The sequence below is a fragment of the Bacillus kwashiorkori genome (genome assembly GCF_001375515.1).
GTDB lineage: Bacteria > Bacillota > Bacilli > Bacillales > Caldibacillaceae > Bacillus_BK > Bacillus_BK kwashiorkori.
In genome coordinates this window covers 25124-39965 of the sequence record NZ_CTDX01000002.1, presented here as the reverse complement: position 1 = coordinate 39965, position 14842 = coordinate 25124, and the positions used below count along the sequence as shown (strand labels likewise).

14 protein-coding genes and 1 pseudogene are annotated in these 14842 nt (G+C 35.7%); 2 read left to right on the top strand and 13 right to left on the bottom strand.

All coding sequences use genetic code 11. The features are described 5' to 3' along the window. Nucleotides 1-35: 35 nt before the first annotated feature. On the bottom strand, nucleotides 36-650 hold the full coding sequence (locus BN1242_RS00650) for a TetR/AcrR family transcriptional regulator (protein WP_062350039.1): 615 nt from the start codon (nucleotides 648-650) through the stop codon (nucleotides 36-38). A gap of 1 nt (nucleotide 651) precedes the next feature. Beyond that, nucleotides 652-1407, bottom strand: a complete 756-nt coding sequence (locus BN1242_RS00645) for a GTP pyrophosphokinase (RefSeq protein ID WP_062349985.1) — start codon at nucleotides 1405-1407, stop codon at nucleotides 652-654. A gap of 391 nt (nucleotides 1408-1798) precedes the next feature. On the opposite strand from BN1242_RS00645, the gene BN1242_RS00640 reads away from it, so the two are divergent. After that, entirely contained in the window at nucleotides 1799-2767 is a 969-nt protein-coding gene (locus BN1242_RS00640; RefSeq protein ID WP_062349983.1) for an NAD-dependent epimerase/dehydratase family protein, read from the top strand. Between the two features lie 345 nt (nucleotides 2768-3112). Here BN1242_RS00640 and BN1242_RS00635 read toward each other — a convergent pair whose 3' ends face one another. Beyond that, nucleotides 3113-3334 carry a hypothetical protein gene (locus tag BN1242_RS00635; protein WP_062349981.1) on the bottom strand — a complete coding sequence of 74 codons (222 nt, stop codon included), beginning with the start codon at nucleotides 3332-3334 and terminating at the stop codon, nucleotides 3113-3115. Between the two features lie 329 nt (nucleotides 3335-3663). Between BN1242_RS00635 and BN1242_RS00630 the strand changes: the two genes are divergently transcribed. Then, nucleotides 3664-4332: a cysteine hydrolase family protein gene (locus tag BN1242_RS00630; RefSeq protein ID WP_077216037.1), complete on the top strand. Its 669-nt coding sequence runs from the start codon at nucleotides 3664-3666 to the stop codon at nucleotides 4330-4332. 336 nt (nucleotides 4333-4668) lie between these two features. On the opposite strand, the gene ade is transcribed toward BN1242_RS00630, so the two are convergent. The 10 genes and pseudogenes from ade to BN1242_RS00580 form a co-directional block, all read right to left on the bottom strand. Further along, nucleotides 4669-6447, bottom strand: coding sequence for an adenine deaminase (ade, locus tag BN1242_RS00625; RefSeq protein WP_062349977.1), 1779 nt, complete (start codon nucleotides 6445-6447; stop codon nucleotides 4669-4671). Between the two features lie 65 nt (nucleotides 6448-6512). Further along, the gene (locus BN1242_RS00620) at nucleotides 6513-7817 is read right to left on the bottom strand and encodes an NCS2 family permease (RefSeq protein ID WP_203226017.1); all 1305 of its coding nucleotides are present in this window, start codon (nucleotides 7815-7817) and stop codon (nucleotides 6513-6515) included. A 459-nt stretch (nucleotides 7818-8276) separates the two neighbouring features. Continuing rightward, nucleotides 8277-8606 (bottom strand): amphi-Trp domain-containing protein, encoded by a 330-nt coding sequence (locus BN1242_RS00615; protein WP_077216031.1) that lies wholly within the window; start codon nucleotides 8604-8606, stop codon nucleotides 8277-8279. Nucleotides 8607-8769: 163 nt separating this feature from the next. Then, entirely contained in the window at nucleotides 8770-8958 is a 189-nt protein-coding gene (locus BN1242_RS00610) for a hypothetical protein (RefSeq protein WP_062349973.1), read from the bottom strand. Nucleotides 8959-9341: 383 nt separating this feature from the next. Next, nucleotides 9342-9989, bottom strand: coding sequence for a trimeric intracellular cation channel family protein (locus BN1242_RS00605; protein ID WP_062349971.1), 648 nt, complete (start codon nucleotides 9987-9989; stop codon nucleotides 9342-9344). A 444-nt stretch (nucleotides 9990-10433) separates the two neighbouring features. Further along, nucleotides 10434-10844, bottom strand: a complete 411-nt coding sequence (locus BN1242_RS00595) for a DUF4304 domain-containing protein (protein WP_062349966.1) — start codon at nucleotides 10842-10844, stop codon at nucleotides 10434-10436. A gap of 29 nt (nucleotides 10845-10873) precedes the next feature. Then, nucleotides 10874-11037 (bottom strand): annotated as a pseudogene (locus BN1242_RS13510) (IS1595 family transposase); the annotation flags it as partial. Between the two features lie 386 nt (nucleotides 11038-11423). Beyond that, the gene (gene trhO / locus BN1242_RS00590) at nucleotides 11424-12395 is read right to left on the bottom strand and encodes an oxygen-dependent tRNA uridine(34) hydroxylase TrhO (RefSeq protein ID WP_062349964.1); all 972 of its coding nucleotides are present in this window, start codon (nucleotides 12393-12395) and stop codon (nucleotides 11424-11426) included. A gap of 129 nt (nucleotides 12396-12524) precedes the next feature. Beyond that, complete coding sequence (locus BN1242_RS00585) at nucleotides 12525-13256, bottom strand: RluA family pseudouridine synthase (RefSeq protein ID WP_062349962.1); 732 nt, start codon at nucleotides 13254-13256, stop codon at nucleotides 12525-12527. A gap of 65 nt (nucleotides 13257-13321) precedes the next feature. Further along, on the bottom strand, nucleotides 13322-14389 hold the full coding sequence (locus BN1242_RS00580) for a C45 family autoproteolytic acyltransferase/hydrolase (RefSeq protein WP_062349960.1): 1068 nt from the start codon (nucleotides 14387-14389) through the stop codon (nucleotides 13322-13324). Nucleotides 14390-14842 lie beyond the last annotated feature (453 nt).

Here is a 14842-nt window from a genome sequence, read left to right as displayed (position 1 = left end):
ATTCCTTTCTCCATCCATTATGACTATTCATGTTATTATACATTCACATCTTTTAATAGACCTGTCATTAATAATTTCATCTCTATGCGAAAATTATTGACTGCTTCTTCATAAGAAACTTCTCGAGCAAAAACTTGAATAAAATTCCTTATCGTTATACTAACCATAAGTTGAATTGCATGGAAAAGTTCTTTATGATCAGTAACTTTTAAGTTAGACATATCAATCATTGAACTTAAAACAATAAAATCCTCATTAAGTTCTTTTACACTTATCATTGCTTCAAATTTCTTTTCAATTTTATAGGACATATTTAACAATGCATTTTGATAAAAATGATAGTTTTCTTTATCCCGTATAAACTCCTCAAAAAAATGAAAAAATGTGGAAAATAGATTTCCGTTGTTTTTTTCTAAAATGGTTATAAAAGCCTTTCTTTTCGACTGGATAAAATCGCTAAGTATATAGAAATACAGATCTTCTTTGTCTTCAAAATATTGATAGAAACTTCCACGAGCAATACCAGCTGCTTTAACTATATTTGCTATGGATGCTTCAGGTAAGGATGCTCTCGAAAACTCCTTAACCGCCTCTTTTAAAAGTAGTTGCTTTTTCTCCTCAGGTAAATTAAAAAATGTCGGTTTTGGCATTTTATTTCCCATCCCAATTTTTCTTTTCCAGAAATCCGTACGTTTTCAGCAAAATTTCCTTACTTGGATTAATAAAGAAGTCCATGACATTTTCATCCTCATTCTTTTCTTCCTTAATAAGTAACATTTCCTTTTGCAGTTTTTCCATTTTTCTATCAAGCATATTTGCTGTTTCAGCTGCTTCTTTTAATTCATCGTTAATATATTTCGGTATGTCTTTATTATATTTATAATAAATTTTATGTTCTAAGCTTGCCCAGAAATCCATGGCGATCGTTCGAATTTGCAATTCCACATACACATCTTCTGTACGGTCAGACATGAAAATGGGGATTTGAATAATTAAATGTAAACTTCTGTATCCATTTGGCTTCGGAGTTTGAATATAATCTTTTACTTCAATCACTTTTATATCCTCTTGCTTTTGTAACATTTCACTAATTTTATAAATATCGGATATATAAGAACAAATGATTCTTATTCCCGCTATATCGCGTATGTTTTCCTTTATACTCTCAACAGAAAATGGACATCCTTTTCTAGTAATTTTATTTAAAATACTTTCTGGTGATTTTAATCTTGAGTTCACATGCTCAATTGGATTGTATTCATGTATATGTTGAAATTCTTGCGACAATATATTGATTTTAGTATTTACTTCTTCTAAAGCAAACTTATAAGTAAGCATGAAGCGTGTGAGTTCTGTCTTTAACAGTTTCACTTTATCCAATCCACTCATCTTTGTATTTATACTCATAATTTTTAGGACTCCTTCAATAATTTTATAAGTTGAGAAACTATACTCCTCGCAAGTAATCGTTTGTTTTCTCTAAAATAACCTTTCCTTTAGATAAAATGACATCGTGTCATTTTTATCATATATGATGGGATGTCATTAGTCAATGATAATTGTGACACTGTGTCATTTTTTCTGTAAAAGTTGGTGCAAGTTCTTTTTATATGAATTGTTGCCCTACATCCTTCTGTTTAAAAAAATCTTTGCAAGAAAAATGACTGGAGAATAGATTATCGTATGTCAATAATTTTTCACAAATAATGAGTAATGAAAGCACTTTAAATAGTATAATAAAGGTGTAAAGATTGTTAAATATTTCACAAACTTTCATTTAAACCGAGGAGTGATTTTCATGAAAAAAGTATTTGTATTAGGCGGTACTGGTTTACTAGGATATTATACTATTAAAGAATTGCTAAAACAAAAAATACAAGTTTCTACAATTGCCCTCCCTCCAATGCCAACAGAAGAATTATTGCCAAGAGAAGTAGAATGCCAACTTGGAAATATTAATGAATTAACAGACGAAGAAATACTAGATTTATTGAAAGATGTGGAAGGTTTTATTTATGCAGCTGGTGTGGATGAACGTGTAGTTCCAGATGCTCCAGCCGCCCATTTCTTTTATGAGCAAAATGTCCTTCCAACCCAACGTCTAGCAAGACTTGCTCGCAAAGCTGGAGTGAAAAAATTTGTTATTTTCGGTTCTTACTTTGCCCACTTTGCTGAACAATGGACAGACTTAAATCTTAGAAGCCAAGCATATCCTCGTACAAGGCTCCTTCAAGAAGAAGTTGCAATCCTAGAAGGAGAAGGTGCAATGGATGTCATGTCATTGCGTCTTCCATACATTTTTGGAACGATGCCAGGAAGAAAACCGCTTTGGCAAATGTTTCTCACGCAAATTCAAGGAAAAGAATTTGTTCCTGTCCTAGGTGGCGGAACTGCGATGGTTACAACACAACAAGTGGCAGAGGCTGCTGTCGGGGCTCTTCAATATGGAAAACATGGTGCTAAATACGCAATTTGTGATACAAATATGAAACATCAAGAATTTTTCCAAATTATTGCCGAAGTACTCGGGCAAAATGACACAGTGGTAAAAGTTCTTCCACTTGAACAAATGAAATCTGGCTATGCTGCAAGGGATGAACATGCTACTTCTCAAGGAAAAGAACATGGTATCCATGTTGCCCTAACCGCAGATATTCAAAACCGGGATGCCTATTTAAATCCTGAAGACACAATGCCACTTTTACAATATAAAAAGGCAGATATACGGAAAGCAATCATCGAGACGATAAAAGACTGTATCGAGTAAATGGAGGCTTACGACTTACTGAACATTTCTATGGCAGGATGCAATCAAAAATTGTCTCTCTTTCCCTGCCACTGTACAGGACATGTCGGTGCGAGTAGTGTGAGTTCACAATTCCCCCCTATCTTGTCTCGTGCTTGTTGGACCAACCTTTTTACGTGTCAACGATTCGAAGCATATGTGTTTCGCAATTAGTCTAGAATGTTAAAGTGAACGTGGAGTGGGCTTGAAAACTTTTAACGGACAATCGATTAGATTTTTCCCGTTCGATTGTCCGTCATTATTTCAAAAGAATTTTTCCTCTAAGAAAAAATCGTACTAACGTTTGAGAAAAGATTCATCCATTGTTTACGCACCGGTACGATATGTTTTTTTGAGCGGCGCAATCGACAGAACATTGCTGAATTTAAAGGTGCGTATTTGTTTTTTCGTATGACAAAAAGCGATAAAGTGATTTTCAGAGACTTTCCTTACTTGGATAATTCTTTGGGATAATACCCCTTTTTCTGATTGGTAAATCATTTCTAATTTCTCACCTTTTAGTATCGACCTTATAAGCAATCCTCTCATCGTTCACCACCTCCGGAACTTATGTTCTATAATCTAATTATACGCGAACACAAGTTCTTTTTCAAGTGCTAAAGAACCTGACTTTCTTATTTGATGATGTTGGAGTACTGAACGTAGTAGTGCATGCGTTACGATGCCGATTGCGTTTTTAGTCTGTCTGCAGAAAGATACAAATTATTAATTTTTTATGAACACTATTAATAACTTATTTACCTTTTAATAAATGAATGTCTATAATAAACCCAGTATATTTTTTCCGTATGCTCCTGTGCTTGCGTTTGTATTAGTATTTTTATTTGTGAATAATTGAACATAATTCTTCCAGGAAAATGCATACACAAATGATTGTTCCATATCAAAATTTGAATAAAGGTAGGTATAGTAATATGACAGATTTATCGTTCATTAAAGAAAAAAGTGCGCTCGTAATCGTTGATATGCAAAACGCGTTCATCCATCCAGAAGGTTCCTTATCTAAAATGGGAATTGACACAACGCGTTCTTCCATCGTGATCGAACCGATAAAAAAATTAAAAGCAGAATTCAAAAAACATAACCGACCAGTTATTTATATTCAACATACGCATCGTCCAGACGGTTTAGATGCTGGTCTAGTGGCAAAAGTATTTCCCCCTATTATGAAATTTGGTCATTGCTTCGATGGAACATGGGATGCTGATTTTACAGAAGAATTAACCCCAGATAATGATGATATTATTGTGAAAAAACACCGCTACAGTGCGTTTTATAATACTCAACTAGAGGATATATTGCGGGAGTTAGGTGTGGAAATTTTAGTCGTAACTGGCCTTGCTACCAATGTTTGTGTTGAGTCCACTGTTCGTGATGCTTTTTATCGCGACTTCAACGTATTCGTCCCAAGAGAGGCGACTGCATCCTTTACGGAAGAATCAGAACTCGGCGCGATTGGGAACTTCCAATTTGCCTTTGCCCGTGTTAATACGGTAGAAGATTTGATTAACGAATTGAACAAATAAGACTACTTCGAAAAATGAGGCTTCCTACAAGTAATTCGGATAAAAGTGAATTTTTGTCAACAGGAAGTTGTTCATTGTTACGGATTGTTGAGTGAGTTATGTGAAAAAGTTTAACTCTCCCACTTGTTTGTTAGTCTTACCTTAAATAATAACAAAGACCCTACTAAACTATGCGAAGTAAGTAGGGCTTTGTTGTTTTATCATAAAGAGGGAAAAATTTGCATTGTCTTCCTGGAAATCGGAAAATTTGTTTTTCATTTAAGCACATCTGTAGCGAACGCTTCATTGTTGCAAGAACGGCAATTTTATCCAACAACTATTAACTGAAAATCCCGATTAACTGTTCACCATTTGGCCAATCACTAACGGCAATAATTCCTGCGTATCCACATCAACTAAACCTATGTCGGTAATTTTTGCCTTCGGGATGACTGGAAGTGTAACGACAATTAGACGCATAATTGGATTTTGACCAGGCATTATTTCTCTTTGTAACACTTCAACAAATTCTTCAATCATTGGAGTTAATGTTTCCGCTGACTCTAGGCTCATCAATCCTGCTAGTGGGAGTGGCAGATGGGCGATTACCTTTCCATCTTTCACAGCTAACATGCCACCTTTTCCTTTCTTCAATTCATTCGCTGCTAATGCCATATCATCCTTATCCACACCAAGTACTGTTAAATTGTGCGAATCATGAGCAACCGTTGTTGCAACCGCACCATGAGTAACTCCAAATCCAGCTAATATACCTAGCGCTCGGTTTTGATTTTTTCCATGGCGGTGAAAAACTCCAACTAAATTCAGTGGACCTTTTTTACCGTTATAAGATGGAAGATCTATTTCACCATCTTTTACAGGTAAAGTTACTTCCATAAAATTAGTCGGAATGCCTGGAGAATAGTCATATTCAATGACACGTACGGTCACTTCACGACAATTTGGCTCTACTGCAATAGTAAAGTCATTCTTTGATAATGTAGGAACGTCTATTGTATTTAAATATGTGGCAGGTGTTAGAATTTGCTCCTGACTTTTGATTAGTTTACCGCCAGCAACTACATGTTCTCCCGCTGTAAAAACTTCGGAAACTTTCACCGTGCATAGGTCATCCAGTAAAACTATGTCGGCAATTCTACCTGGTGCAATTGCCCCAATGTCCGTTCTTTTTAACCGATTGGCCGCATTTAACGTTGCAAAACGGATTGCATTGATTGGAGAAATTCCTTCTTCTATCGCACGGCGGACAACATGGTTAATATGACCTTGTTTTAACAAATCACTGGCAAGCACGTCATCCGAACAAAAACAAACGTTCGGAACATAACCAAGGTTTTTAATTACCGCTGCAAGGGGAGCCATATTAAATGAAAAAGAGCTTTCTCTTACTTCGACGAACATTCCCGCTTGTAATTTTTCTAACGCTTCTTCACCTGTACGACATTCGTGATCTGAATCAATCCCCGCCACTAAATAGGCAGAAAGATCTCTTCCAGATACAGTTGGTGCATGACCTTGAGCGATTTTTCCTGAACGTTCTGCAGCCTCGAGAATTCCCATCATCCGTTCTTCTTCTTCAATAACTCCAACATAATTCATCACTTCGGCAAGACCGTCAATCCCGTCCCAACGCAACATTTCTTCAATCACTTCTGGAGTAAAATCAGCTCCAGCAGTTTCTACGGACGGGGCAGCTGGAACACAAGATGGCGCAAATGTCAAAATCCGCAAATCTAAATTTTTCGCCGCCTCCACCATATAACGAACCCCGTCTGTACCTAGCACGTTGCCAATCTCATGAGGATCCGTAACAACCGTAGTCGTTCCGTGTGGCAACACGACTTCCGCATATTTACTCGGTGTTAACATACTACTTTCTATATGTACATGCGTATCAATAAACCCAGGAACTGCATATTTACCTTGCCCATCGATTCTTGTCTTTGCATCTAAAGTTATCTCGCCTGGTTTTGTTACATGAACGATTGTTTTTTCAGAAATTCCGATGGCACATGGATAAATTTCCCCTGTAAAGACATTGACAAGTTGAACATTTTCAATCGCTAAATCTAATTTTTTATCTCCTCTTGCAGCAGTAATTAATGAACGATTCACTTTTCCGCCCCCCATTTATTCTTGTAAGTGTAATAATTGGAATGATTTTCTCAAATCTCCTGAAACTAATTTAGCCATAAGTAATACACTAACGGAATACAGAAAATGATTAAACTAACAGGCACTTCTTTTAATTTTCCAGAAAGAACTTTCATTACGGCATATGTTAAAATTCCAAAAACGATCCCATTGGCAATACTGAAAGAAAGACCTGTAAAAATAATCGTTACGAATGCTGGGATAATTTCATCCGTCTTCTCGTAATCTAGTTCTTGTAATGTCGTTAACATTCCTAAACCGATTGCAATTAATGCAGGTGCTGTTGCTACGGTCGGAATCATTAATAAAATTGGCATAAATAATAAAGATAATAGGAAGAAAAACCCAGTCCATATAGCTGTTAAACCTGTACGTCCGCCAACTTCCACACCGCTTGCTGACTCGATATATGTTGTTACTGTCGTTAATCCAGCAAACGCACCAGCAATAGTACCTACTCCATCCACTAAGAACGGTTTTTTAATTCCTGGTAAATCTCCATTTTCATCAAGTAATTTAGCCTTTGCCCCTACACCTAATAACGTTCCCATCGTTGAAAAGAAATCGCCCGCAAAAAAAGTAAAGATTAAAGGAATGAATGACAGTTGTAATGCTTGCAGCCAATCAACTTCAAACAATATTGGGCCTGGACTCGGCGGTAGTGTAAACCAATCTGTCGGTAATTTTGTTACACCTAGTGGAATGCCAATGATAGTTGTCAATAAAATTCCGTAAAGAACAGCCCCTCTAATTTTCCGTGCCATCAAACCAAAAGTAACGATAAGACCAATTAATGCAAGTACAACTGTTTTACTATGCATATTTCCTAACGTTAAATTTCCACTTGAACTATTAATAACAATTATTTCTGCTTGCGTTAAACCGATGCCAACGATAAAAAGACCAACAGCACTTCCAATTGCTAGCTTAATATTTTTCGGAATAAATTTAGCAATCGCTTCACGAATTCCTAATACCGTCAATAATACAAAAATAACGCCACCTATAAAGACCATCCCTAACCCTGTTTGCCAACTCGCTAAACCGCTAGCAACAATTGTATAGGCAAAAAATGCATTTCCCCCTAATCCTGGTGCTAGTGCAAATGGGCGATTCGTATAAAGTCCCATAATGATAGAAAATAATGCCGATACGATAATCGTTGACGTCATTACCGCCCCAACTGGCATTCCAGCAGCCTTCATTAAATTCGGATGCACAATAATGATGTACGCCATCGTTATAAATGTTGTAAAACCAGCAGTCATTTCAATTCGCGGATTCGTGCCAAAATTACTTAATTTAAATTGTTTCTCTAACCATGATTTCACCATTAATCCCCCCTACTTGTTGAATACTTCTTTTTTATAACATGGAACGAAAGGGAAGTCAACGAAAAACGCTAACATTTATTAAATTTTTAAATATAATGTTCGTGTTTTTTGATCTAAACACGGATAATTATTGCGATTCATATGGACTTGTTCGTTTTTCGGTTCCATTATCATCAAGTTTTCTAAATGGGGCTGCCCAAAAAGTACCCCCCCCCAAAAAAAGCGGTTAATAAGAATGTTGATATATTAACAGTTTGAAACATAAAGAGGGGCATCCAGATGTTGAAAATACGACTTTCTGGACAGCCCCTCTAGTCTCATCCATGATGAGATTTACTTAGTTTGAAAAAATAATAGCCAATATTATCGGTTATTACGATTAGCTTTCAACGATGATCCGGTTATTTATAACAAAAAACCGATTTCTGCAATAGAAACCGGTCACGAATGATATTTTTATAAAATTCTAACTTTATTTTTGTCCTTGCCTTCATACCACTCAAATTCAATCTCAAATGAGTGTTTATCACCTTTCACTTCATATTCTAACTCAACCGATAACTCGTTTGTCGGTGATACAATAATCTCATCTTCTCCATGAGCAATTACGAACTTCCCATCTTCTTTTAGTTTTCTGGCAATAGTCTCTAGCATTGTTGCAAATTCGTGTACACACTGACTTTCTTCATTTTCAAATTTCACTTGCTTAATTGGTTTTGTTTTTTCCTGTTTTTGTTCGGGTTTTTGCTCAGATTTTTGCTCGTGTTTTTGTTCGTTTTCTCTCATTAAATCATCCCCTTTACACTATTTCTTTTAGTTTAGCATATACTTTTTTCCGCAGCACGAAGGAACTAGACAAACCTTTGATTAGAACAAACCGAATTTTTCGGGATAATTCCTGTTTTAATAAACATTTCAACTATGTGTAGTATGTATCTGTCTATCGTTTCTAGTCATCTTTCCAAACAACTAGCAGTGCTTCATATGCTTTTCGCTCATCGTCTGTAAGTTTACTCTCTTTTTCTGAAATTAACTGTGAAAACAACGTAGCACTATCGACATTTAATACAGAAGAAAGTGCCTTAAATTTATTACTGACAGTTTGTTCAACACGAATAGAAAATGGTTTTTTGCTCAAATTATTTCTCCTCCATCCCTATAATGAGTTCAAACTTTAAGAAGTTTTTCATTCCTTTTTATCAAACTATCGGTATTAAAGGGCTTAACAAAAAATGACGGTGCTTTCATGTGACGAAATAAGATTTTCGTCTAGCTTTTCACTATTATTATACAAATTTTAAAAGAGATAACAAAGAAAACGTAACGGGTTCTCAATGAACGGGCAAACACTCTAAATAACAACCCAAATAAAATGTTATGCAACAATAGTTTTTTATTGATCAGCTTTTATTACGATAAAAGCAGGGAAAGTCCTATGTGAATCGCCCTGCTCTGCTTGTGTGAATTGATATAGTATTTAGTTTTTGCACCATAAGGAGAACCTGTTATGAAAAAAAGTCGCTACCCGCCTATTGTTTCGCGTCCTTTTCCACGAAGTTTCTTTTGTCTATCCCAGTTAATGCTTCTAGGTAAATTCCAGTGAAAATAAACGGAAAGCATTCGAAACACTACTACTAACGCTAGTAAAAGAAAAGTCGAAAATGTTGTATGTACAAGGTCAAAACCGATTGCTACTCCTGCTAATGCGGCCCATAATGCGTATATATCGGAACGAAATATCATTGGTTTCCTACCTGCGAAGACGTCACGCAACATTCCCCCACCAGCACCAGTTAAAATTGCTGCAACAACTACTGCAATTAATGGGGCATCAATGGAAACAGCATAATTTGCTCCTTGGATGGCAAAAGCGCCTAAACCAATGGCATCAAACAATATTACCCATCTTTTCCAATGATTCATCCATCGATTTGGAAAAAGAAAGACGAGTAAAATAACCAAAAAGGCAATAATAAACAATAAATCTTGCTGCCAAATTTTTTCTATTGGTAATCCAATTAACAAATTACGAATAAGGCCACCCCCGAAGGCAGTAGTGAAACCTAGTATAAATACACCGAAAATATCAAATTCCTCTTCAGTAGCAACTAAAGCCCCACTTATAGCAAACGCTAAAGTACCAATGATGTTCAATATCTCCCAAGTCAAGTCTATTCTCCTTCCAGGCTGTCACTGAACTTCTATTATAATAAATTTCGCTACTAAATGCGCCTTAATTGCTTTTATCCATCATTATCATAAGTTAAAAAGGAACGGACTGGTTATTTGAGGGTGGGTTTGTGCGGATTTCGTAAAAGTTTAATGTATTTAGATTAACGAAATATGCGAATGAACATAATGTTTTGTGCGACTAACGGGGCGGTAGTTGAAGAAGATCATTTTACGAAAAGAGACTGGGACAAAACAAAATTGTCTATTGTTAAAGCATGGTGGTTTTTATTTTATTGGCCACCCTGAAAATACAGCTATTTTCATTCACCATGGTAGAATATTGGTTTCATTGGTTTCTCTGTTAAACTTTAATGTTGATTTATTGTTAAAAAAATTGGAGGTTCCTATGTTTTGGGAACTTCCGACTATGTAGATGTAGATTTATCGTATGAGAGATGAAATCCAACTTGTATCCGAGGTTTTAAGATGATTTATAACGCTTTCAGCAACTTTGGAATAATCTTCTTCGGTGATGGCTTTTTCGTAATCAAACCATATTCCATCCTCTTCTAAAGACTCCGCTCCTAATCTGAAACGGTCATTCATATGTTGAGCATTTACTTTATTTGGAGGGATTTTTTCTCCCCAACTCATAGTTGTCCCATCCTTGGGGCAAGAAGCTAACTCTACAACAAATGAACCTCCCCATCTATTAAATTGGAATGTAATCAAATCTATATTGTTTTCGTTGACCCTTCTAAAATGTGGGAATGAACCTTTGAATCCTTGTTCTCTTAATTTGGGTATTACAACATTTTTCAGTGCGATATCCATCATTTTTCTAGCATTCACATTGATACCTCCATTCATTTTTTAATTGACTACATAGCCAATTTAGATAGACGTAAACTATCATAAGTATCAGTCATTTCAATTACAAATGATGTTAAAAGAAATTCTTTAATGTTGTGTTTTGTGCATTCGTTCCTTCGACTATCCAAAACAAGAACCACGCAAGATAGTTGTCGAGATACTTTGTAGACAATCTTTGAATAGAGAAGGTATCAAATATCAACATTTATCTTTAACAGAGCATTTTATTAAGAAATAATAATTAAAAAGCCGAGCTATTATGAAGTACTTAACGACATTTTCGTATGATAGTTCGGTTTTTTCTTTATCTGAAATACTTTGTCCCATAAACTGGGTCAAAAAGTAAAACCGAGGATTGCTGATCATTCAACAACCATCGGTTTTGCATTTTCCAATTTTATTACTATAAAGGCTTTTTGTAATTCTTTTTCCATCTCCATATTTTCTAGTTTATACATCCGAGATTTCACTATATTTAGACTAGCTACAGCAAGATTTTTGTCTAACTAACATGGATTGTTAAGTTTTTTATATGAAGGCATAAGATTACCATATTATTTATTTAGCGACAGCCTTATCTTCTGCAATCATTTTTAATCTTTCAGCAATGTCGGTTTCACTTAAATTATGCTCTTTAACATATAAATTACGCGGATGGACACGGCATTCATCCGTACAAGAACGCATATATTTGTGCTCATTTTCTTCGCTGCAAAGGATTTGTTTATTACATTCTGGGTTTGCACAATTCACATAGCGCTCGCAAGGTTCACCCGTAAAGTAATCACGACCAACGATTACGTGTTCTTTTTGATTAACTGGAACAGCAATCCGTTCATCGAATACATAACATTTTCCGTCCCATAATTCTCCTTGGACTTCTGGATCTTTTCCGTATGTTACGATACCGCCATGTAGTTGGCCAACATCTTCAAACCCTTGTTTCACTAACCAGCCGGAAAATTTTTCACAGCGAATTCCACCCGTACAGTATGTTAAAATTCGTTTTCCTTCCAATTTTTCACGGTTAGCCCGGACCCAATTTGGCAGTTCGCGGAAGGCTTTTATTTCTGGCTTAATGGCTCCTCTGAAATGGCCAAGATCATATTCATAATCATTTCGTGCATCTAATACGACCGTATTTTCATCTTGCATTGCTTCATAAAATTCTTTTGGACTTAAATATTTCCCTGTTAATTCATTCGGATTAATATCATCTTCTAATCGAAGCGTAACAAGTTCTTTGCGGGGACGTACATGCATCTTTTTAAATGCATGTCCCTCAGACTCATCGATTTTAAACATAATATTTTTAAAGCGTGGATCGCTTTTCATCATTTCCATATATTGATTTGTCTGTTCAACAGTGCCAGAAACTGTTCCATTAATCCCTTCTTCTGCCACAAGAATGCGCCCTTTTAAACCGAGCTCTTTACAAAATTGTAAATGTCCAGCAGCATACTCTTCTGGATTATCAATCTTCGTATAATAATAATAAAGCAATACTCGATATGGTTTTGATTCAACCATCTATGTCAACCACCTATCTACTAATGTTTGTTACATAATAACCATTTTCACATAGAAAATAATCTAAACAACATTTACAAATAACAATTGTAATACAAACCCCACCCAACACGCAAGACAGATGAATTATTAGAAAATTAGTAATTGTAGGGGACAGTCCCCCACTGTAAAACTATTTTTTATCTGTTCTGAGTCAAAAATAGACCAAGGATAATTAATAGGTGGTGTTGATTTAATTTCAATGATTTCTTTTTTCGTTGGATGTTCAAATTTAATAGAATGGGACCATAACGCTATTTGTTCTCCCGGCTTATTTATATTTTCGCCGTATTTCTGATCTCCATATAAAGGGCAACCTGATGAGGCAAACTGAACACGTATTTGATGAGATCTGCCAGTGTGCAGTCTTACAGAAACTAAACTAAGTTTTTCGTAATGTTGTATTGTCTCATATTCCAAGATAGCTATTTTTGCCTTTTTATCTTTTTTTGACACTACAAAAACTTTATTTTTATTATGATTTTTCACTAAATAGTGTTTCAGTGTCCCCTGTTCTTGAGGCGGTCGCCCCCTGACGATAGCTAAATATTTCCTTTCAAACTCTCCTGTCCGAATTTTCTCTGAAAGCCTTGAAGCTGCCTTAGATGTTTTCGCGAAAACCATTACTCCGCCGACAGGCCGATCTAGTCGATGCACAAGACCTAAATAGACATTTCCTGGCTTTTGATAGCGGTCCTTTATATCCGCTTTCAAAATTGTCAACAAATCCCTATCCTTTGAATTATCTTCTTGAACTGGGACATTCACTGGTTTCTCCACAATTAACAAATGATTATCCTCATATAATATCGGAATATCCAATCGCCACAAACTCCTTCCTTATACGGGGGACTGTCCCCAACAATTCAAAAATTTCTTACAAAAAATCACCGTTTCACCCAATCTGCCCCTTCATCCAAATATAAAAACGGTACATCTGTCTCAACTGTTCCAAAAATTCGTTGCTGATTCAAATCCTCCCCTGCTAACCATTGGGCAAAATTTATTTCGGTAGGTTCTTGATTATGACCTAATGCAAACCATACCTTCATTTCCTGTGGAAAATATACAGAAGTATGGATTGTGCCAGCCCAACTACTATATAACTTCGAAAATACCCCTTTATCCGCATCATTAAATAAACGGAACGCTTCATAACCATCGATCATCTCGGAACTATTATGTTCAATTATTTCCATCCTTCGCATAGAATCGACTAAATGATGGCGATTTTCCTCTGTCATAATTTCAAAGTGGTTCGTGCAAATATTCGATTGTCGAACTTCCACTCGCCTTGGAGAAGTTTCCACAATATACGTTCTACCGCTCTTATCATAAATAATATAACTAAAGGAATGCCGATGAGGGATTTCTCGCAACATTTCCACTGCTTCTTCTACATTTGCACAAGACTGCAATATCATTCTCCCAATCATAAAGCAAACGAAACCATCTTCTGGTTGCTTCCGATTCATAAAGTTATACCCCATCGCTAACCCTTTTTCATTTAAGCCATCCATTCTTCCTGTAATCCTTTGGCTAGGTCCAATAATTGCATATCCCTTCCCATCTGTCGGCTGAAATATCGTATATCTCCCTTCATACGTTTTCGGATGGTAATCATAATTTCTTATTAAAAAATTTTTTCCCGTAAAAATGGAACATCCAGATCTGTAATAATTCACTCGATAACCGCCAAATTCTTGTAAAACTTTTTCCAGCGACCATTTTAATGCCTCTTGAAGACCTAATAATTCTTCCCAAATACTAGGTGCAAAACGAGTTATCATTTGTTTCGTTTCTTCCACATTTATTGAAAAACGCGGTTTTCTTGTTTTCCATTGTTTCTCTCGATTAATGATTGTCAGAGAGTTCTTTAAACGTTCACCTTGCATAAAACCAAAATCAAAATAGGAACCGCGAAATTGGATAATATCACTATATATTTCTCTCATCCTTTAAACCTCTTTCCTTCGTATGTCCACTTATTTTCACTGCCTCTTTCTTTCGTTCACATCAAAAAATGATTATTCCAAACCCTTGACAAATCTCCTCAACTAAGTGGAACCTATCTACCTTTTTGCAATCAACATAATAAGGTATAATCTTATTAAAAAGGTTACTTTACTTTTGTAAAAAGCAATAAAATTGGAGAAAATTTATCCTTTCCATTGTAGAGCAACTAATTACTAATTATCAAATAACATAACTACTATATTTAATAAAAACATGAAGCTTTCTCCATCGAACAAAGCGTGCCTTTCGCTCATTAGCCAGCTACTAACTCTTGGGGTAAAGAAATGGGGATTTCCATCTATATAATTCAGATTTTCTCAAAAATATTATTGAAATATATTTCTGTTGTTCTTACTTCCTATACAAGCCTTTCATTGGAGTTTCGACCTTCC